The sequence below is a fragment of the Methylobacterium sp. J-030 genome, assembly GCF_022829545.1.
Taxonomy (GTDB): Bacteria; Pseudomonadota; Alphaproteobacteria; order Rhizobiales; family Beijerinckiaceae; genus Methylobacterium.
On the sequence record NZ_JAKSYM010000225.1, the window covers coordinates 58,055 to 78,371 of the forward strand.

The window sequence follows — 20,317 nt, forward strand, 5'->3', positions numbered from 1 at the left end:
CACACGCTCCGCACCGTGTCGCATACCGTCTCCCGCCAGATCGCCTGCGCCTGGGCGAAGGTCACGGTGCCGTCCGTCAGCTCGGTGATAAACGCGGCGATGCTCCGCCTTCCGCAACTGTTTGAGCGCGGCCGCGAGGAGCGCCCGGTCATCGTTCCCGACCCGACCCCTGGCCGGACCCCTGGCCGGACCCGGACCGACCTGGCGACCTACGCCTGCCCGTGCAGGGCGTTGCCGAAGCGGAGGAAGGCGGCCCCCTGGCCGTCGTGGCCGTCGGGCCGACGATCGGCTCCTTGACGCGTGCCGACGGGCGGGCCCGGCGGGCCATCTATCCCTCCATGGACCGCTTGAACGCCTCGGCGAAATCCGGATGCCAGCGCGAGAGCGCCGGCCGGTTCTCGATGATGTCGCCGGCCGCCCAGGCAATCCGCCTCTCGTCCTGCGCCCGGGTGGTCTCGTTGTCGGGGCAGAGGATGTAGAAATCCCCCGCCGCCAGCCGCTCCAACAGGAACGACACGGTCTCCTCCGGCGTCCAGGCGCCGGCCGGCTTCTCGGCGACGCCGCGGGCCTTGGTCAGCCCGGTGTAGACGAAGCCCGGGATCAGCAGGTGCGCGGTGGTCCGGCAGCCCTCCCGGGTGCGCAGCTCGTGGGCCAGCGCCTCGGTGACCGCCTTCACCCCCGCCTTCGAGACGTTGTAGGGCGCGTTGCCGGGCGGCGTGGTGATGCCCTGCTTCGAGCCGGTCACGATGACGGCGCCGGGTTTGCCCCCCTCGATCATGCCGGGCGCGAAGGCGTGGATGCCGTTGACCACGCCCCAGAGGTTGGTGCCGAGGATCCGCTGCCAGGTCTCGGCGTCCGAGAACAGCTTGCCGCCGGCCTCGATCCCGGCGTTCAGCATGACGAGGGCAGGCGGCCCGCCCCGCGCGACGGCGCCCGCCAGGGCCTCCACGGCGCCCCGGTCGGAGACGTCGGTCGGCACCGCGCGGACCTCGACGGCGGCGAGTTCGGCGACGGCCGCGCGGGCGGCGTCGAGGGCCGGCCCCGGCAGGTCGGCGAGCCAGACGTTCATGCCCGCCCGCGCGAAGGCCTGCGCGGCGGCGAGCCCGATGCCGCTCGCAGCGCCGGTGACGACCGCGCTGCGGCCGGGGCTGATGGCGGGGTGCTGGCTCATGACGAATCCTCGGCTGGATGGCGCCCTTCAGATGGGGCGAGCCCGGATGAAGGCGAGTTGGCGCGCCGGATCGGACAGACGCGCCCGCAGACTCAGCGGATCGTAACCTCCGCCGCCGCATGCTCTGATACCGGTGTTCCCGCCGAACCCAGAGGATGCGGCATGCCGTTTCATCCGAGCCGCCGATCCCTTCTCGCCGGGGCGGCCTGCGCGGGGCTGGCCAGGACGACGTACGCGGCGGAGTTCGGGCCGCTCGGCCGCCCGTCCTGGTCGAGCGACAGCCTCCAGGCAGCGGCTGCAGCGAAGGGCCTGCTCTACGGTTGCGAGGTGCCGTTCCACCGCTTCGACGCGAGCCCTGCCTACCGGCAGGCGGTGGCGCGGGAATGCGGGATCCTGGTCTGCGGCACCGAGATGAAGATGGAGGAGGTGCTGCCCGCCCCGGGCCGGACCGACTTCGCGCGGGGCGACGCGATCCTGCGCTTCGCCCGGGCGAACGGCCAGACGATGCGCGGCCATACGCTCGTCTGGCACGCGGCGCTCCCGCCCTGGGTCGGCCCCTTGCTCGGACGGGCGAGCGCCGCGCAGGGCGAAGACTTCATGCGCCGCTGGATCGAGACCGTGGCGGGCCATTACCGCGGGCAGATCGTCGCCTGGGACGTGGTCAACGAGATTTTGGGCAACGAGGCGGATCCCGACCGCGGCGGGGGCCTGCGCGACTCGCCCTGGCTCGCCTCGATCGGCCCCGGCTACGTCGACCTCGCGTTCCGCATCCTGCACGAGACCGATCCGGCCGCCGCTGGCACGTGGAACGAGGATGCGGTCGAGCAGGGCGCGCCGTGGATGGAGGCCAAGCGCACAAAAGTCCTGCGCCGGCTGGAGGCGATGCGCAGCCGCGGCGTGCCGATCCGGCGTTTCGGGCTGCAATCGCACCTCACCAGCACGATCCCGATCGACCAGAACCAGTTGCGGCGCTTCCTGCGCGAGATCGGCCAGATGGGTTTTGGGATCGCGATCACCGAACTCGACATCGACGACCGGGCCTTCCCCTCCGATGTGCCGACCCGCGACCGGATGGTGGCCGATTTCGCGCGGCGCTACCTCGACGTGGCGCTGGACGAGCCGGCCCTCCTCGACGTGCTCACCTGGGACATCTACGACCCGGACACGTGGCTGAACGACCATCCCTACCGCAAGCGGCCGGACGGCCTGCCCCAGCGTGCCCTGCCGCTGGATTCGCAGTTCCGGCGCAAGGCCCTCTGGCACGCCATGAAGGCCGCCTTCGCGGCGGCGCCGGACCACAAAGCCGCGCGGGACAAGCTCAGGCGGGCGTGACCCCGGCCTGCCGCGCTCCGTCGGCGAGGATCGGCTCGGGCGGCCGGTCCACCAGCAGCCGGCGGCGCAGGCGCGCGCAGGGGCGCTCGACGAGGTTGTACAGCGCCCAGCACCAGAGCAGCGCTGGCGGGAAGGCCACGAGCATCAGCGCCAGGCCGTGGAGGCTCGGCTTCAGGTGCAGCACCAGCGCCACCACGGCCATGTGGCCGAGATAGAAGCTGTACGACCACAGCCCGAGCTGGCGCATCGGCCGGCTGGCGAGCATCCGTACCGCGGGTCCCTCCCCGTGCAGCAGGTAGGCGAAGGGCACGAACAGGGCCGCGCTCTGGAGGCTGTAGCGCAGGGTCTCGCGGAAGGCGGGCGCCCGCACCGCCAGGGTGCCGAGGATCACCGCAAGGCTCAGGCCGACATGCCACGCCCGCGGCCGCCACGCTGCGTCGGCCGGGATCACCGGGTTGTTCCACAAGGCGAGGCAGCAGCCGAACAGGATCGCGTCGATGCGGGTGTGGGTCCAGGAATAGTTCAGGCTGTAGTCGGCGAGCCGCCAGACGTTGAGGCACCGGATCGCCAGCACCACCCCGCAGATGAGGAGGCACGCGAATGCCGCTCGGCGCGGCTGCAGACGCCCGAGCCACAGCACATAGGCCAGGGGGAAAACCAGGTAGAAGTGCTCCTCGATGGCGAGGCTCCAGAGGGGCACCGGCAGCACCGCCTCGGTGCCGAGCAGGCCGGGATAGTTCGTCAGGAACGTCGCCTGCCCCAGGATCGCCGCCGGCTCGACCGGCATCCAGTCGAGCAGCCCCGCGGCGTAGAGCCCGCCCGCGGCGAGCAGGGTGAGGTACATCGGCGGCAGGATGCGCAGGGATCGCCGCAGGTAGAAGGCCGGGAGCGAGACCCCGCCGGTCCGCGCCCGCTCGATCCGCAGCAGGGTGGTGATCAGGTAGCCGCTGAGGAAGAAGAAGACCGTGACCCCGAAACCTCCGGGGACGACGTGGCTGTAGCCGCAATGGGCCGCGAACACGATCAGGATGGCGAGCGCCCGCACCCCGTCGAGCTGCGGCAGGTAGGGCATCGATGCGGGGACCTGTTTCCCGGATTCCGGCATGACGGGGCGGCTTCTCCTTCCCGGCGAGGACGACCTTACCCCGATCAATAAGCGGTATTTTCGGCCTCGCCGACATCCGTAGACGACGCGGTACTTCGAAAGACATCGCCGGATGGTGAATCGGCTGTTGGAGCCGCGCTTCGGAGAGGAGGAGATTGGTAACTACGCCCCCCCATGATGCCGCGGGTCCGCGCCGAGTCGGGCGCCGTCGGGAGTGTTGCGTATGGGCCCGGTCCGTCCCCGCCGTCATGCCAGCCCGGGGGCCGCGCTCAGCGCGGGCCTGTCGCTGCTGACTCTGCTCGGCGCCTCTCCCGATGCTCGGGCGCAGGGCGCTCCGGCGCCCGCAGCGCCGGCCAGCGCGAGCCCCGCCCCCGTTCCGCCCCCCGTTTCCCCGGCCATCGCATCCCCGATCCCTCCGGACGGCGCGGCCGCGAAGGGACCGGAGATCAGGGCTCCGGAGCCGAAGGCGGCGGAGTCGAAAGCCGCCGAGCCCAAGCCCAGCGGAGCCGGATCGAGCGAAGCAAAGCCCGTCGAGGCCGCGGTGCCGGATACCAAGCCGGCTCCGGGCAAGCCGCAGGAGGCCGCCAAGCGGTCGCGCGAGCCGGCCGCCCTGGTCTACGCCAGGGTCTCGGCCGACCCGAGCCCGACGCTGACTGCGCGCACCTTCCTCGACACGCTGCGGGCCGCCGAGCGCTACGCGGCCTTCGCGGAAGCCGGGGGCTGGGAGCGCCTGCCCGAGGATCTCGCGCGCCTGAAACCCGGCGCGCGCAGCCCGTCGATCCCGGCCCTGCGCCACCACCTCACCCTCACCGGCGACCTGCCGGCGGATGCGCCGCCGAGCGACCACCTCGACCCGCCGCTCGTGGCGGCGGTCACCGCCTTCCAGGGCCGCCACGGGCTGCCCGACAACGGTATCCTCGGCCGGCTCACCCTCAACGCGCTCAACGTGCCGGCGGCGGTGCGCCAGAAACAGCTCTCGGCTTCCGCGGCCCGGCTGATGGGCTCGAAATTCCCGTTCGGCGAGCGCTACATCGTGGTCAACATCCCCTCGGCCGCCGTCGAGGCGGTGGAGAACGGCACGGTGGTGCGCCGCTACGTCGCCGTCGTCGGCTCGCCCGACAAGGCGACGCCCCCGGTGGAGACCCGGATCACCGACATCAACTTCAACCCGACCTGGACGGTGCCGGCCTCGGTGGTGAAGAACGAGATCATCCCGCAGATGCGTAAGAATCCGGGCTATCTCGCCAAGAACCACATCCGCATTCTCGGGCCCTCCGGCGAGGTCGACCCAACCCGGATCGACTGGGCGGGCGAGAAGGCGGTCAACTACACGCTGCGCCAGGATTCCGGCTTCGACAATTCGCTCGGCCAGGTGCGGATCGACATGCCGAACCGCTTTGCCGTCTACATGCATGATACGCCGGCGAAATCCCTGTTCGCCGCGAGCGTGCGCTTCCACAGCCACGGCTGCGTCCGGGTCGGTCAGGTGAAGGAGCTGGTCGGCTGGCTGCTGCAGGGCACGGACGGGCCGAACGGGCCGGGCAGCACCTGGGGGCCGATCGAGATCGAGACCGGCATCGCCGACGGCGAGCGCCGCGACATCAAGCTGCCGAAGCCCGTGCCGGTGACCTTCGTGTACCTCACGGGCTACGCCACCCCGGACGGCAAGGCGCACTTTCGCGACGACATCTACAAGCTCGACACGCCGGCCGCGGAGCCGGCCGCTACGGGGACGATCCCGCCGCCTGCCAACACCGTGGCCGCACCGCCCGTGGTGAAGCCGGCGGTGGCCAATGCCTCCGCCCGGAGGGACGCCACGCCCATCGTCGCGAAGCCGGCTTCGGCGGCCAAGCTTGATCCGGTGAAGAGCCGGGCGGAGCACCGGTTGCCGGAGCCTGCGGCCCGAATCGAGTGACGCCGAGCTGGTGCGAACGGTTCGATCGATGCGGCGCCTTCGTCATCAGGAGCGAAGCGAAGTGACCCAGGGCAGCGCGAGGCCTGCGGGCGTGGCGCCGACTGGATCGCGTCGCGCCGCTCGCGAAGACGGCCGCCCTGACGTCATCGATCGGAGACGGCGTCAAACGCGGCGCGACGCTCTAACCCCCGGTCGGTGATCCGCCCGCCAGCGGCAGGTGAACCTTCACCAAGCCCGGATCCTCCGGATCGCGCCCCTGCGCGAAGCCGAGGCGCCGGCAGACCGCCAGCATCGGCCGGTTCTCGGCCAGCACCGAGCCCTCGACCCGGCCGATCCCCTCGAAGCGCGCCCAGTCGATCATCAGGCGCATCAGCGCGAAGGCGAGCCCCGTGCCCCGGACGTCGCGGCCCACCGCGATCGCGTATTCGCCGCTCTCGTGATTGGCGTCGGCGTGCAGGCGGACCGCGCCGAGCATGCGCTCGCCTCCTCCCGCATCCACCTCGGTCGCCACGAACGCGATGGCGCGGGCGTAGTCGAGCTGCGTCAGGCGGGCCAGGAAGGCGTGGCTGAAGGCGCGCACCGGCCCGAAGAAGCGCAGGCGCAGATCCTCCGGGTCGAGCCCCTGGAAGAACCCGAGGAACAACCCCTCATCCTCCGGGCGCACGGGCCGGACGCGGATGGTGCGGTCCTTCAGGTTGAGGGTCCGCACCCATTGCGCCGGATAGGGCCGGATCGCGAAGCGCGGATGGCCCCGCCCGTGCCGCCCCCGCTCGGAGCGCCCGATCCGCACCCGTGCATCGAGGGCGAGCACGCCGGTCTCGTCGGCGAGCAGGGGGTTGATGTCGAGCTCGCGGACCTGCGGCAGGTCGGCGGCGAGCTGGGACAGCTTCACCAGCGTCAGCGCGATCGCGGGCAGATCGGCGGCGGGCACGTCCCGATAGGCTTCGAGCCGCCGGGCGACCCGGGTCCGGCCGATCAGGTCGCGGGCGAGGATCAGGTCGAGCGGCGGCAGGCCGAGCGCCCGGTCGTCGATCACCTCGACGGCCGTGCCGCCCCGGCCGAACACCACCACCGGGCCGAACACGGGATCCTCCGCGAGGCCCGCGATCAGCTCCCGGCGCCGGCCCCGGCGCACCATGGGCTGCACCGCGAAGCCGGTGACGCGCGCATCCGGCCGCTCCCGACGCGCCCGGGCCAGGATGCGGCGCGCGGCCTCGCGGACATCGGCCTCGCTGGTGAGATCGAGATGGACCCCGCCGATGTCGGATTTGTGCACGATGTCGGGGGAGACGACCTTCAGCGCCACCGTGCCCCCGGCCGCGATGATCGGCCAGGCGGCCGCCGCCGCGGCGTCCTTGTCGGGGGCCAGCGTGATCGGCACGGTCGGGATCCCGTAGGCCTCGAGCAGGCCGTTCACCGCGATCGGATCGAGCCAGGCGGCCCCATGGCGCAGGGCGCCCGCGATGATCGTGCGGGCGCGGGCCGTGTCGGGGGAGAAGTCGCGCGGCAGCGAGTCCGGCGTGCGCATCAGGTCGTCCTGCGCCTCGCGGTAGCGCACGAGGTGCAAAAAACCTTCGATCGCCTCGGAATCGGTGGCGAAATGCGGCAGCCCGGCCCGCGCGAAGGCCTCGCGCGCCGCCTCGGCATCCCCGAGGGAGACGGCGAAAAGCGGCTTCTTGCGCGTCTGGCCGGCGCGGACACCCTTGACCGTGTCGGCGATGGCCTCGGCGACCGCGCCCGCGTCCGAGCGGGCGGTGGGCACGTGGATCGCCAGCACGGCGTCGCTGGTACGGTCCGTCAGGATCGGCCCCAGGGCGGCCGCGAAGGCCGGGCCCGCCGCGTCGATGCCGAGATCGAGGGGGTTGCCGGCCGGGCGGCCCTCCGCCTCGGCGGCTTCGGCCATGGTGCCGGCGCGCTCGATCAGACGGTCGGCGGCCAGCAGTCCGATGCCGCGGCCGTTCGACACGATCGCGAGCCGGTCGCCGGGGAACGGACGCTGGCGCCCCAGGGTCTCGACGGCGGAGAACATCTCGTCGAGATCCTGCACCGCCAGCAGGCCGGCCCGCCGGAAGGCCGCGGCGTAGACCGCGTCGGGCCGGGCCAGCGCCCCCGTGTGGGTCTCGGGCGCCCGGGTATCGGGCCTGTGCCGCCCGGCGCGCAGGACCACCACGGGCTTGGCGCGGGCGGCCGCGCGGGCCGCCGACATGAAGCGGCGCGCATCCGCGACCCGATCGAGGCAGAGCAGGATCGCGCGGGTGCGGTAATCGGCGGCGAAGTGATCGAGGCAATCGGCCACGCCGATATCGAGCACGCTGCCGAGCGAGAGCACCGCCGAGAACCCCGTCCCGTGGCGGGCGCCCCATTCGACGATGGCGGCCGCGACCGTCCCGGATTGCGAGACGAGGGCGAGGTCGCCAGCGGCCGGCGCATGGGCGAACAGGCTGGCGTTGAGCTTGGCCCCCGGCACCGCGAGGCCGGCGCTGTCGGGCCCCAGCAGGCGCAGGCCGTGCGCGCGGGCGATCCGGTGCGCCGCCGGGCCCGGATCGTCCGGACCGGAGCCGAGCCGGGCCGTCAGGATCACGGCCGCCCCCGCGCCGGCCTCGGCCGCCTGCGCGACGACTTCGGGTACCCGCGGCGGCGGCACCGCGATCAGCACGAGGTCGGGAATTGTGGTCAGGTCCGCGACCTGCGGGACGCAGGGCAGGCCGTCCACCGCCGCGTGGTCGGGCTGCACCGGCAGGATCGCCCCGGGAAAGCCTGACGCCCGCAGGCCGTCCAGCACGCTGCGCGCCACCGAGCCCTCGCGCGCCACGGCGCCGACCAGGGCGATCGCGCGGGGCGCCAGCAGCTTGTCGAACCGGTAGGTGCTCACGGGGTAGCCATCACGGGATTTCGGTCCCGCGGGCCCATCGTGCCGGCGTGCATGGGGTGCCCCTCGCTCACGTCGGGATCGGGCGCGCGATCCCGGGCGCCCACCGTCCTCTCAGATGCGTCTACCACATCGCGCGGTCGGCCGCTTCGGGCAACGCCTGGCCGCCCAGGCTCCGTCGCCGTACCATCTAACCCTACCTGGCGGGCCTACCGGCAAGCCTGTCGATCAAATATCCGCCACTTTTTATCCCTGCCAAAACGGACGCTATGGCCACATGTAATTTGTTCTTGCCATGAAAGTCGCACCACAATAGTAACTGCGCGACATATGCCTGTATCAGGCAAACCGGAAACAGGTTCCGATCATCCTGCCGAGTGACGGCGCGAGCCCGGAACCGCCAGGAGGTTCGAGGGATGGATTCCACGGTCGAAGGGCAACCGGACTTTCTCACGCTCTCGGTCGACATCGTGTCGGCCTTCGTGAGCAACAATCCGGTCCCCCCACCGGAGCTGCCCGGGCTGATCGCCAAGGTTCACGCAGCCCTGCACGAGCTCAGCCAGCCCACCTCCGCGCCGGCCGAGGAATTGCGGCCGGCGGTCTCGGTCCGGCGCTCGGTCCAGCCCGATTTCATCGTCTGCCTGGAGGACGGGAAGAAGTTCAAATCCCTGAAGCGTCACCTGCGCACGCACTACAATCTGACGCCGGACGAGTATCGCCAGAAATGGGGCCTGCCCGCAGACTATCCGATGGTCGCGCCGAGCTACGCCGCGGCCCGGTCGAACCTCGCCAAGAGCATGGGCCTCGGCCACCAGCGCCGGAAGGGTTGAGGGCGCGTCCGCGTCCACAGGTTTCCGGCCGCGGTTAGGCATCGGGCAAGGGGTGCTTGCGAAGGTCTCCCGGCCCGTCCGCGCCCTCGAGACCCGATGCAAGGCCAGCCCAATCCCGTCGCCCGCCTGTTCTGGACGGCCGTGATCGGCGGCCCGTTCGCGCTCTGGTACGGTCCGCCCGCCCTGGCGGCCACGGGGTTCGCGCTCCTGTGCGTGTGGCTGCGCCATCTCGGACGGCCGCGCCGGTTCCGCGCCCGGGTGCGCCGCATCGCCCGGGCGCACGGGGAGACGCTGGCCCTGCGGCGGCGCCAGGAGAGCTTTCGCGACGCCTACGGCAACTGGATCGAGGACGGCTGGCTGCGCGAGCGCGACTACTTCCTCGACCGCACGGTTCTGCCGCAGATCGGCCCGCGCGACGCCGACCTGTTCGCGACCGAGCGGGATCGGATGCTGGCGATCGTCGAGGCCGAGGCGGCGTCCGTCGACCTGCCCGAGGAGGAGGACGCGCCGGCGGACGGGCTCGACTACGAGCGCTACTGCGCCGAGCGCCTCGCCCGGGCGGGATGGCGGGCGCACAGGACCCCGGCGAGCGGCGACCAGGGCGCCGACATCGTGGCCGATCGCGACGGCCGGCGCCTCGTCGTGCAGTGCAAGCGCCTGACCAAGCCCGTGGGCAACGCCGCCGTGCAGGAGGCGGCCGCGGCCCAGCGCTACTGGGCGGGCGACCGCGCCGCCGTGGTCTCGAACGCCGGCTTCACCCCGGCCGCCCGCCGGCTCGCGGCGGCCACCGGCGTGCTCCTGCTGCATCACGACGGGCTCGACGCCCTCGACCTCGCGCAGGTGTGATGAACGGTCCGCCGGGCGGCCGAGACCCGGCTCAGAGCACCTTCAGCAGCGCCTCGGCGCCCGAAGCCTCGGCCTTCGAGGGCGTCTCCTCGACGTTCAGGATCCGCACGACCCCGTCCTCGACCAACATGGAATAGCGCTTGGAGCGGATCCCGAGGCCGAAGCCCGTGCCGTCCATCTCCAGGCCGAGCGCCTTGGCGAAGTCGGCGTTGCCGTCGGCCAGGAACTCCAGGCCCTCGGCGCCACTCGCCTTCGACCACGCGTCGAGGACGAACACGTCGTTGACGCTGGTGACCGCGATGGCGTCGACGCCGCGGCCGCGGATCTCGTCCTTGTGGGTCACGAAGCCCGGCAGATGGTTGCGGTGGCAGCTCGGCGTGAAGGCGCCCGGGACGCCGATCAGCACCACGCGGCGGCCCTTGAACACGTCGTCGGTGGTCCGGGCGATCGGGCCCTCCGGGCCGCTCACCCGGAACGTGGCCTGGGGCAGGTGGTCGCCGACCTGGATCATCGCGGGTCCCTCGTTGCTGCGCATCGTGCTGCGCCCATGCGGTCGCGCGCCTGACCTAGCGTGGTCGGTCGGGCCTGTCGAGGATCGGGGCTGCGCCGATGCGGTCAGGCCCCCAGGAGCTTGATGAAGGCGGCGCCGGCACCGAAGAAGGCCGCACCGGCGGCCATGCCCGAGAGGGCGACCTGCCAGGGCGCCAAGGCGCGGTCGCGGTTGAGCTTCGCCGCTTCGGCCATGAGCTTGTGCTGCTCGGCGACGAACTTGTTCGTCTCCTCCTGCGCCCGCTGGATCTGGGCACGCTGCGCCTCGATGTCAAAGGCAGCCGGTGCTGCGGCATCCCCCATCGGGATGGCTCCTTAAAAGTCCCCGCCGGTTCAGGCCTGCGGACAGCTCGACGCGACGGTAGGAACTCAATGTAACCTCCCGCCCGCAGATTCGACAGGGGTTTCCGGGTCCTGCCGGGACCGGAGGATGTGCGCTTTGTCCGCTGGACAAGCTGGGGGCGCCGCGTAGCATGGGCGCATGCAGAAGCCAGCGTCGCCCACGCGTTCCGCGCTCTCCGGCCCGGACTTCCTCGACGGGCAGTTCCTCGTGGCGATGCCCGGGATGGCCGATGAGCGCTTCGCCCGCTCGGTGATCTATGTCTGCGCCCATTCCGCAGACGGCGCGATGGGCATCATCGTCAACAAGGCGGCCACCGACATCAGCATGCCGGACCTGCTGGTCCAGCTCGACGTGGCCCCCGAAGCGGATGCGATTCGCCTGCGCGAGCGGGTCGGGCACATGCCGGTCCTGATGGGCGGCCCCGTGGAGGGGCGGCGCGGCTTCGTGCTCCACACCGACGACTTTCACATCCAGCAATCGACGCTGATCATCGACGACGGCATCTGCCTGACCGCCACCGTCGAGATCCTGCGCGCCATCGCCAGCGGCGAGGGCCCGGCGAGCGCCGTCCTGGCGCTCGGCTACGCGGGCTGGCAGGCCGGCCAGCTTGAGAGCGAGATCATGGCCAATGGCTGGCTCAACTGCCCGGCCGATCCCGCGCTGATCTTCAACACGGATCTCGACGCCAAGTACGAACGGGCGCTCCGGGCCAACGGCATCGACCCCGCCATGCTGTCCATGACCGCCGGCCGGGCTTGACCGGCTCCGCCGGCGGTTACTCCGGAACGGCGTCGCCGCCGGCCGCGTCGGGATTGAGGCCCTCCACCGCCGGCTTCGGCCGGGGCCGGCTGCGCGGGACCACGGCCGCGGTGGGCACCGCCGTGTTGGCGCCGAGCCGGGTCGCCAGGGCAAGCGCCCGGTTCTCGGTGAAGCGCAGATGGCAGAAGCCGTGCGTGCCCTCGCGGGCGTAGCCGCGGCAGAACTGCTCCCGATCCGCCGAGAAGGCCGCCTGCTCGGTCACGATCGGCCGCACGTCCTCGCGCCGGGCCCGCTGGGTCATCAGCTTGTAATTGTCGCGCACCGCCTTGTCGGCGGCGCCCCGGGCGGTGTCGAACTCGCCCGCCCGCGGGATCAGGGTGGCGGGGACCGGCCCCCACAGGCCGGTCGGGGTCGTGGCGCAATCGGCGGTCGAGAACGTGCAGACCGGACCCGAGCCCAGCGTCGAGACCAGGACGCCGCCCTCGGTGACGTCGAGGCGCAGGGGGCACTCCGCCCCGGCCGCCTCGTAGCGCGGCACCCCTTCGGGCTTGCCCTCGGCACTCAGCGTGACGGGGCTGCCTCCGCCGAGCGGCACCGTGCAGGATTCCGCCGGCTGGGAGATCTTGGTGCCCGGCAGGGTGATCCGGGCCGTGACGGCATTGCCTGACCGTTCGAGCTTCAGGGACCCCGAGGTTCCGTTGAGCAGGAGATCCTGCCCGATGATGCCGTCCTCCGAGGGGGCCTTGAGCACCACAGGGCGCGCGGGGACAGGCGCGGGCCGCGGCGCCTCGGGGGCGGCCGGAGCCTGACCGGGCTCGCCGGGGGCCGCGGGAGCCGGGGCCGGGGGCGCCTCGGGCAGGCCCCTTGGCGGGACCGGCGGACGCTCGGGCTTGATCCCGAACAGGCGTTCGAGAAAGTTCTGCGCCTGCGCCGGCGGAGCGGCGAGCAGGGCGGGAGCCGCGACGGCAAGCGCCAGGATGGGGAGCAGGAGGCTGCGGGTCGGGCGCATCGGGCTCTACGACGGGGACACGAAGTGGCGGGGCCACGCGCAACCCCTTGTCGAACCGTTAACACGCCCGCGATGGCGCCGACGTGGCAGCGAAGCAACAAAATGCAACCACGCCAACCGGAGCCAGCGCGGTGCGCGGAGGGATTATCCAGGGCGTCGAACGCGTTAGCGAGGACGCGTGCCCCCGGCCCGCACGGACAGGCTTCGCCTTGCGAGCCCGTCCGGGGCTTCTTATATCGCCCTCGACGCGGGATTGCGCGCTGGATTTCAGCCGTTCACGGCCCTTGATCCGGCCCGGGTCCCATACTCACATCACCTTCGTACACCGCCATGGGCCGAGCTGCTTCGGGGCTCGGCGGTCTGCTTGAACGCGACACAAAGAGGGATCCCACCATGGGTAAAGTTATCGGTATCGACCTCGGCACCACCAATTCCTGCGTGGCCGTGATGGATGGCACGCAGCCCAAGGTCATCGAGAATTCGGAAGGCGCGCGCACCACGCCATCGATCGTCGCCTTCACGGATGACGGCGAGCGGCTCGTCGGCCAGCCGGCCAAGCGCCAGGCGGTCACGAACCCCGAGCGCACGTTCTTCGCCATCAAGCGGCTCATCGGCCGGACCTACGACGACCCGATGACCCAGAAGGACAAGGGTCTCGTCCCCTACAAGATCGCCCGCGGCGACAACGGCGACGCCTGGGTCGAGGCGGACGGCAAGAAGTACTCGCCCTCGCAGATCTCCGCCTTCACGCTGCAGAAGATGAAGGAGACCGCGGAGGCCCATCTCGGCCAGCCCGTGACGCAGGCCGTCATCACCGTCCCCGCCTACTTCAACGACGCCCAGCGTCAGGCCACCAAGGATGCCGGCAAGATCGCGGGCCTTGAGGTGCTGCGCATCATCAACGAGCCGACCGCGGCGGCGCTCGCCTACGGCCTCGACAAGAAGAAGTCCGGCACGATCGCGGTCTACGACCTCGGCGGCGGCACCTTCGACGTGTCGATCCTGGAGATCGGCGACGGCGTGTTCGAGGTGAAGTCCACGAACGGCGACACCTTCCTGGGCGGCGAGGACTTCGACAACCGGATCGTCGAGTACCTGACGGCCGAGTTCAAGAAGGAGCAGGGCATCGACCTGACCAAGGACAAGCTCGCCCTCCAGCGCCTCAAGGAGGCCGCCGAGAAGGCCAAGATCGAGCTGTCCTCGGCGACCCAGACCGAGATCAACCTGCCCTACATCACCGCCGACCAGACCGGCCCGAAGCACCTCGCGCTGAAGCTCTCGCGCGCCAAGTTCGAGTCGCTGGTGGACGATCTGGTGCAGCGCACGATCGAGCCGTGCCGTAAGGCGCTCAAGGATGCCGGCGTCACGCCTGCCGAGATCGACGAGGTGGTGCTGGTCGGCGGCATGATCCGCATGCCCAAGATCCAGGAGGTGGTGAAGTCCTTCTTCGGCAAGGAGCCGCATAAGGGCGTCAACCCCGACGAGGTCGTGGCGATCGGTGCGGCCGTGCAGGCGGGCGTGCTCCAGGGCGACGTCAAGGACGTGCTGCTCCTCGACGTGACCCCGCTGTCGCTGGGCATCGAGACGCTGGGCGGCGTGTTCACCCGGCTGATCGACCGCAACACCACGATCCCGACCAAGAAGTCCCAGACCTTCTCCACCGCCGAGGACAACCAGAACGCGGTGACCATCCGGGTCTTCCAGGGCGAGCGCGAGATGGCGGCCGACAACAAGCTGCTCGGTCAGTTCGACCTCGTCGGCATCCCGCCGGCGCCCCGCGGCATGCCGCAGATCGAGGTGACCTTCGACATCGACGCCAACGGCATCGTCAACGTGACCGCCAAGGACAAGGCGACCAACAAGGAGCACCAGATCCGCATCCAGGCCTCGGGCGGCCTCTCGGATGCCGACATCGAGCGCATGGTCAAGGACGCCGAGGCGAATGCCGAGGCCGACAAGAAGCGGCGCGAGCTCGTCGAGGTGAAGAACCAGGGCGAGGGCCTGATCCACGCCACCGAGAAGTCGGTGACCGAGTACGGCGACAAGGTCCCGGCCGCCGACAAGGGCGCCATCGAGACCGCGATGACCGCGCTGAAGACCGCCCTCGAAGGTGAGGACGTCGAGGCGATCAAGGCCCGCACCACGGACCTGATGCAGGCCTCGATGAAGCTCGGCGAGGCGATGTACGCCGCCAACCAGGCGTCCGGCCCCGAGGCCGGGGCCGAGGCGCATGCCGGCGAGAAGAAGGACGACGTCATCGACGCCGACTTCCAGGAAGTCGACGACAAGGACCAGAAGAAGCGCGCATAAGGGCACGCGAGGTTCGGGAGCGAGGCCGGAGCGATCCGGCCTCGTTCGCTGTCGTGCGGTCATGGGTTTCGAAAGGGACGAGTCCCTTTCGCGGGTGCAGGGCGGAGCCCCGCGAGACGATCCTTCCATCCCCGCACGTTGGGTTGGAAGGATCGTATGTCGGGGTTTCACCCCGACGCCCCACCAAAGGGCCCAGCCCTTTGGAATCCCGATGACGCGCGGGTCGGATTGTCCGGAGACGGTGTGGGATGTCGAAGCGGGACTATTACGAGATCCTGGGGGTCACGAAGACCGCCACGGAAAGCGAGATGAAGGTCGCCTTCCGCAAGCTCGCGATGACCTATCATCCCGATCGCAATCCCGGCGACAAGGACGCCGAGATCAAGTTCAAGGAGATCAACGAAGCCTATCAGTGCCTCTCCGACGGCCAGAAGCGCGCCGCCTACGACCGGTTCGGCCACGCGGCCTTCAGCCAGGGCGGGGGCGGTCCCGGATTCGGCAACGAGTTCGGCGACTTCATGTCGGACATCTTCGACAACTTCTTCGGCGACGGCCGCGGCGGTGGCGGCCCGGCCCGCGGGCGCGGCGGGGCACCAGGGCGCGAGCGCGGGGCCGACCTGCGCTACAACCTGGACATCACCCTGGAAGAGGCCTTCAACGGCAAGGCCGAGACCATCCGGATCCCGACCTCGGTGACCTGCGAGGCCTGCGACGGCTCGGGCGCCAAGCCGGGCTCCAAGCCGCGGACCTGCCCGACCTGCGCGGGCTACGGCCGCGTGCGGGCCGCGCAGGGCTTCTTCGCCATCGAGCGCACCTGCCCGAACTGCCACGGCCGCGGGGAGATCGTGGACGATCCCTGCACCGCCTGCCAGGGCGCGGGCCGGGTCAACCGCGAGCGCTCGCTCTCGATCAACGTGCCGGCCGGCGTTGACGATGGCTTGCGCATCCGGCTCGCCGGCGAGGGCGAGAGCGGGCTGCGGGGCGGCCCGCCGGGGGACCTCTACGTCTTCCTGTCGATCAAGCAGCACGAATTCTTCCAGCGCGACGGCGCCGACCTGTTCTGCCGGGTGCCGATCTCGATGGTCACCGCGGCGCTCTCGGGCGAGATCACCGTGCCGGTGATCGACGGCTCGCAGACGCAGGTGCGCATCCCGGCAGGCACGCAGACCGCCAAGCAGTTCCGGATCAAGGGCAAGGGCATGCCGGTGCTCCGCTCGCGGGAGGTCGGCGACCTCTACATCCAGGTCTTCGTCGAGACCCCGCAGAACCTGACGAAGCGCCAGCGCGAGCTGCTTCAGGAGTTCGACCAATCGGCCTCGCCGGAGAACCACCCGGAATCCGCAGGCTTCTTCTCGAAGGTGCGGGACTTCTTCGGGGGGGCGGTCCGCCCCTAGCGCCCTGCCCGCGCGCGTTGCGACCAGGCGTGGTCCTAAGCCTCTGTTGTGACGCGCTCTCTGACGCGAACCGGTTCCAGTTCGGCGGGGAGCGCTCCAGGGTCGGATCCGAAACCCCGGCGGCCCGTTATGCATCCGGCCCCGGCGTGGCACGCGTACCCTAGGCGCCGCCGTGGCTTGGCTGTAAGACAGCGTGTTCCCTAGCCTTTCATTCTCATTCGGCATCAAGGAATCCGAGACTTGCCGCCGCTGCGCCGTTCCACCGCGAAGGCTCCTGCCACCCGGAGCGCGTTTTTCGGGCCGCGGCGCGACCCCCTGGAGGACGAGGCGCGGTTCCTGCGCTCCTGGCTGGAGCGCCCGCTCGTCACCGGCGCCGTGACGCCGTCCGGCAAGATGCTGGCCCGCACCATGGCGGCCTACGTCGATCCGCGCCGCGAGGGACCGGTGGTCGAGCTCGGCCCCGGCACCGGTCCGGTCACCGAGGCGCTGATCCGGCGCGGCATCGCACCCGAGCGGCTGATCCTCGTCGAGTTCAATCCCGATTTCTGCGGCCTCCTGAGCCGCCGCTTCCCCGGCGTGACGGTGATCCGGGGCGACGCCTACGACATGCGGGCGAGCCTGCGGGACGTGCTGACGCAGCCCGCCGCAGCCACGATCTCGAGCCTGCCGCTGTTCACCAAGCCCCTGGAGCAGCGGCTCGACCTGCTCAACACCGCCCACGACCTGATGCAGCCGGGCGCGCCGTTCGTGCAGTTCACCTACGCGGTGGTGCCGCCGATCCCCGCCCGCTGCGAGGCCGGCAGCTACACGGCCGACCGCTCGAACCGGGTCTGGCTGAACCTGCCACCGGCCCGGGTCTGGGTCTACCGCCGGCCCTGAGCTGAACGCGGCCTGAGCGAACGGCTCACATTTGCGTCAACTGCTGGGTGTCACACCTGGGCCATCGCCGGTCGCGGCACAGCGACCGGGCTGGAGCAGGAGGACGCCGATGTTCATCAAGACCGTCCGTACACACCTCGCGGCTGCCGCCCTGGCATTCGGGGGCTTGGTCGTCGTGGCGCCGGCGATGGCCGCGCCCCTCGGGGTCGATGCCGGGCTGCGCCGCGGCGCAGACGACGTGATGGCGGTTCAGTACGGCTATGGCCACGGTTACGGCCCCCGCCACCACGGCTTCGGCGGTTTCGGCCCACGCCACCACCATCACGGCTGGGGCCGCGGACACCATGACGGCTGGCGCCATCACGGCTTCGGGCCGCGTCACCATCATCACGGCGGCTTCGGCCCGCGCCACGGTTACGGCCGCTGGTAACGCGTCCCCGTTCGTCTGGGCCCGGCAGCCGCCTCCACGGCTTGCCCGGCCCGCCCTATGAGGCGATCCGATCGCGGATCTGGATATCCGGGTTCGATGCCCCGCAGGTCGGCAGGCTCTCGACCGGGCCGTGGACCGCCGAGGTCGTCGCCGACAGATCATGGTAGCAGACGCAGCCCTCGGCGAAGTAATGATGCACGAGCGCCTTGCGGGACCGCCGGATGTCGGCCCGAGCCGAGCCCCCGTGCAGCAGGTTCGCGTGCCAGAACAGCACGTCGCCCTTGCGGGCCGTGAAGTGTTCCGGCTTCGCCCCGTGGTCCCGGATCTCCCGCTGGATCGCCGGCTCGTAGTGATCGACATAGGCGCCGTAGCCGCGCTGCTTAAAATCCTCCGGCGAGATGCCGACATCGTGGCTGAACAGGTACGGTAGGCGGTGCGTGCCGGGGTAATAGACCAGCGGCCCCGAATCCGCGTGGATGTCCTCCATGGCGATCCAGCAGGCGGCGAGGTAGCCGACCGGGTAGGTCGTCATGTGGATCGAGTCCGAGTGCTCGGCCTGCTGGCTGCCCTTGTGCGACGCGATGGTCTGGAACGGGATCGCCGGGCGGCCCAGCACCATGCTGCTGAAGTTGACCAAGACCGGGTGCTTCAGGAGCCGCTCGATCTCCTCGACCTTCAGGTGCGGGTTGAGATAGCGGCCGGGATGCGGATCGTCCTCGGCGGCCTTCTCGGGGGCGAGGGTCACGTCGCCCCGGGCGATCGCCGCCTCGTAGGCGCCCCAGGCCTCGTCGATCGTCTCCGCGTCGATGGCGCCGCGCAGGACGTAGTAGCCGTGCGCCTCCCAGGACCGGCAGATCTCGGCCTGCCGCGGGGTGATCTCCCGCCGCGCCACGCGCCGCGCGATGATCGCCTGCGCGTCCGGCTGGTCGAGCCACGGGCTCGGCCCGGATTCCGGGAAATTCTCGGCCCGGAACACCTTGATGCAGCCGATATCCACGGGGACGTCGGCATCGACCACGAAGGGGGTGGGCGGGGGCGGCGCCGCGGGATCGCGCACTGGGATCTGGTTTGGCCGCGTCAGCGCACGCGCAAGGTCCGCGACACGGCGGAACGTTCGAGCCATCTTATCCTCCGCCCCGGGGCTGTGCCGCTGCGTCCGGAGCGCGGGATCTGCGCGCCGCGTGCGGCTTATGGATGGACGTTGCAGCGCTTCGCGGCGATCGTAAGACCGAGTGCGCAGAAATCCGCTTCGGCCGATGCGTCAGGGCGCGGCCGTCCCCTCGCCCCGCACGGATTCGAGGATCGCCGGCCGTTCGGCGGGCGCCGCGCCCATCCGGTAGGCCGCCCGCAGGGCCGCCTCCGCCCGATCGGCGGCGGCCTCGTCGGCCGCGTGGACGATCCCGAGCAGGCCGCCGGAGGATCCCGGGGCGGCGAGATCCGTGAAGCCGACCCGGGGATCGATGGCATCCTCGGGGTGGGTGCGGCCGCCGCCGAGCTCGATCACCGCGAGGCCGAGCGCCCGGGTCTCGATGCGCGCGACCGTTCCGGCCTGATGGACCGGCCGCCGCACCGGCGCGACGGGCAGGTGCTTCTCGGGCTCGTCCAGCAGATCGGTCGGGCCGCCCAGCGCCGCCACCATCTCCGCAAAGATCTCGGCCGCCCGGCCCGAGGCCAGGACCGCTTCGAGCCGCTCCGCGGCGCCGTCGGCGTGCCGCGCGAGCCCCCCGGCCACCAGCATCTCCGAGGCCAGGGCCAGCGTCACCGCGTGGAAGCGCGGCTCCCGGCGCAGGCCCTTCAGGTAGTCGATCGCGTAGGCGACCTCGACGGCGTTGCCGGCGGCGCTCGCCAGCGGCGCGTCCATGTCGGTGATGAGCGCCGCCGTGCGCAGGCCCGCGCCCTCCGCCACCGTGACGATGCTCTCGGCCAGCGCCCGCGCTTCGGGCAGGCTCGCCATGAACGCGCCGGAGCCCTGCTTGACGTCCATCACCAGCCCGTCGAGCCCGGCCGCGAGTTTCTTCGAGAGGATCGAGGCGGTGATGAGATCCAGCGACTCGACCGTCCCGGTCACATCGCGGATCGCGTAGAGGCGCCGGTCGGCGGGAGCGAGGTCTGCGGTCTGGCCGATGATCGCGCAGCCGACGCGACGGACGACCTGCCGGAAGCTGTCGAGCCCCGGCGTCGCGTCGTAGCCCGGGATGCTGCCGAGCTTGTCGAGGGTCCCGCCGGTATGGCCGAGGCCGCGCCCTGAGATCATCGGCACGTAGCCGCCGCAGGCCGCCACCATCGGGGCCAGCACGAGGCTCACGGTGTCGCCGATGCCGCCGGTGGAGTGCTTGTCGAGCACCGGGCCCGGCAGCGCCCAGGTCAGCACCGTGCCCGAGTCCGCCATCGCCCGGGTGAGCGCGACCCGCTCGGGCAGCGCGAGCCCGCGGAAGAACACCGCCATGGCGAAGGCCGCCGCCTGCCCCTCCCCCACGGTGCCGTCCGTGAGGCCCCGGACGAAGGCCGTGATCGCCTCCGGATCGAGCGGCAGGCCGTCGCGCTTGGCTCGGATGATCTCCTGCGGCAGCCGCATG

17 protein-coding genes are annotated in these 20,317 nt (G+C 71.2%); 9 read left to right on the top strand and 8 right to left on the bottom strand.

The window, feature by feature from the left end; translation table 11 throughout:
• Nucleotides 1–328 precede the first annotated feature (328 nt).
• Nucleotides 329–1,171 carry an SDR family NAD(P)-dependent oxidoreductase gene (locus MKK75_RS15155; protein ID WP_244043379.1) on the bottom strand — a complete coding sequence of 281 codons (843 nt, stop codon included), beginning with the start codon at nucleotides 1,169–1,171 and terminating at the stop codon, nucleotides 329–331.
• A gap of 162 nt (nucleotides 1,172–1,333) precedes the next feature.
• On the opposite strand from MKK75_RS15155, the gene MKK75_RS15160 reads away from it, so the two are divergent.
• Entirely contained in the window at nucleotides 1,334–2,503 is a 1,170-nt protein-coding gene (locus MKK75_RS15160; protein WP_244043380.1) for an endo-1,4-beta-xylanase, read from the top strand.
• On the opposite strand, the gene MKK75_RS15165 is transcribed toward MKK75_RS15160, so the two are convergent.
• Nucleotides 2,490–3,608 carry an acyltransferase family protein gene (locus MKK75_RS15165; RefSeq protein ID WP_244043381.1) on the bottom strand — a complete coding sequence of 373 codons (1,119 nt, stop codon included), beginning with the start codon at nucleotides 3,606–3,608 and terminating at the stop codon, nucleotides 2,490–2,492. The genes MKK75_RS15160 and MKK75_RS15165 overlap by 14 nt on opposite strands.
• Nucleotides 3,609–3,831: 223 nt before the next feature.
• Between MKK75_RS15165 and MKK75_RS15170 the strand changes: the two genes are divergently transcribed.
• Nucleotides 3,832–5,523 carry a L,D-transpeptidase family protein gene (locus MKK75_RS15170; RefSeq protein ID WP_244043382.1) on the top strand — a complete coding sequence of 564 codons (1,692 nt, stop codon included), beginning with the start codon at nucleotides 3,832–3,834 and terminating at the stop codon, nucleotides 5,521–5,523.
• Between the two features lie 181 nt (nucleotides 5,524–5,704).
• On the opposite strand, the gene MKK75_RS15175 is transcribed toward MKK75_RS15170, so the two are convergent.
• The gene (locus MKK75_RS15175) at nucleotides 5,705–8,395 is read right to left on the bottom strand and encodes a bifunctional acetate--CoA ligase family protein/GNAT family N-acetyltransferase (RefSeq protein WP_244043383.1); all 2,691 of its coding nucleotides are present in this window, start codon (nucleotides 8,393–8,395) and stop codon (nucleotides 5,705–5,707) included.
• A gap of 413 nt (nucleotides 8,396–8,808) precedes the next feature.
• Between MKK75_RS15175 and MKK75_RS15180 the strand changes: the two genes are divergently transcribed.
• Together MKK75_RS15180 and MKK75_RS15185 are read left to right on the top strand one after the other, a co-directional pair.
• The gene (locus MKK75_RS15180) at nucleotides 8,809–9,222 is read left to right on the top strand and encodes a MucR family transcriptional regulator (protein WP_244043384.1); all 414 of its coding nucleotides are present in this window, start codon (nucleotides 8,809–8,811) and stop codon (nucleotides 9,220–9,222) included.
• Between the two features lie 96 nt (nucleotides 9,223–9,318).
• Entirely contained in the window at nucleotides 9,319–10,068 is a 750-nt protein-coding gene (locus MKK75_RS15185) for a restriction endonuclease (protein WP_244043385.1), read from the top strand.
• Between the two features lie 31 nt (nucleotides 10,069–10,099).
• On the opposite strand, the gene MKK75_RS15190 is transcribed toward MKK75_RS15185, so the two are convergent.
• Both MKK75_RS15190 and MKK75_RS15195 read right to left on the bottom strand, forming a co-directional pair.
• Complete coding sequence (locus tag MKK75_RS15190) at nucleotides 10,100–10,579, bottom strand: peroxiredoxin (protein ID WP_244043469.1); 480 nt, start codon at nucleotides 10,577–10,579, stop codon at nucleotides 10,100–10,102.
• Between the two features lie 104 nt (nucleotides 10,580–10,683).
• Nucleotides 10,684–10,920 (bottom strand): hypothetical protein, encoded by a 237-nt coding sequence (locus MKK75_RS15195; protein ID WP_244043386.1) that lies wholly within the window; start codon nucleotides 10,918–10,920, stop codon nucleotides 10,684–10,686.
• 178 nt (nucleotides 10,921–11,098) lie between these two features.
• Here MKK75_RS15195 and MKK75_RS15200 point away from each other — a divergent pair, with 178 nt between their 5' ends.
• Nucleotides 11,099–11,719, top strand: a complete 621-nt coding sequence (locus tag MKK75_RS15200) for a YqgE/AlgH family protein (protein WP_244043387.1) — start codon at nucleotides 11,099–11,101, stop codon at nucleotides 11,717–11,719.
• A gap of 16 nt (nucleotides 11,720–11,735) precedes the next feature.
• Here MKK75_RS15200 and MKK75_RS15205 read toward each other — a convergent pair whose 3' ends face one another.
• Nucleotides 11,736–12,728, bottom strand: coding sequence for a hypothetical protein (locus tag MKK75_RS15205; protein ID WP_244043388.1), 993 nt, complete (start codon nucleotides 12,726–12,728; stop codon nucleotides 11,736–11,738).
• A gap of 393 nt (nucleotides 12,729–13,121) precedes the next feature.
• On the opposite strand from MKK75_RS15205, the gene dnaK reads away from it, so the two are divergent.
• The 4 genes from dnaK (at nucleotide 13,122) to MKK75_RS15225 (ending at nucleotide 17,741) form a co-directional block, all read left to right on the top strand.
• Nucleotides 13,122–15,038: a molecular chaperone DnaK gene (gene dnaK, locus MKK75_RS15210; RefSeq protein ID WP_244043389.1), complete on the top strand. Its 1,917-nt coding sequence runs from the start codon at nucleotides 13,122–13,124 to the stop codon at nucleotides 15,036–15,038.
• Nucleotides 15,039–15,286: 248 nt separating this feature from the next.
• On the top strand, nucleotides 15,287–16,432 hold the full coding sequence (gene dnaJ / locus MKK75_RS15215) for a molecular chaperone DnaJ (RefSeq protein ID WP_244043390.1): 1,146 nt from the start codon (nucleotides 15,287–15,289) through the stop codon (nucleotides 16,430–16,432).
• Between the two features lie 240 nt (nucleotides 16,433–16,672).
• Nucleotides 16,673–17,311, top strand: coding sequence for a class I SAM-dependent methyltransferase (locus MKK75_RS15220; protein ID WP_244043391.1), 639 nt, complete (start codon nucleotides 16,673–16,675; stop codon nucleotides 17,309–17,311).
• Between the two features lie 109 nt (nucleotides 17,312–17,420).
• Entirely contained in the window at nucleotides 17,421–17,741 is a 321-nt protein-coding gene (locus MKK75_RS15225; RefSeq protein WP_244043392.1) for a hypothetical protein, read from the top strand.
• Between the two features lie 55 nt (nucleotides 17,742–17,796).
• Here MKK75_RS15225 and MKK75_RS15230 read toward each other — a convergent pair whose 3' ends face one another.
• Complete coding sequence (locus MKK75_RS15230; protein WP_244043393.1) at nucleotides 17,797–18,864, bottom strand: phytanoyl-CoA dioxygenase family protein; 1,068 nt, start codon at nucleotides 18,862–18,864, stop codon at nucleotides 17,797–17,799.
• A gap of 138 nt (nucleotides 18,865–19,002) precedes the next feature.
• Nucleotides 19,003–20,316, bottom strand: a complete 1,314-nt coding sequence (gene deoA / locus MKK75_RS15235) for a thymidine phosphorylase (protein WP_244043394.1) — start codon at nucleotides 20,314–20,316, stop codon at nucleotides 19,003–19,005.
• Nucleotide 20,317 lies beyond the last annotated feature (1 nt).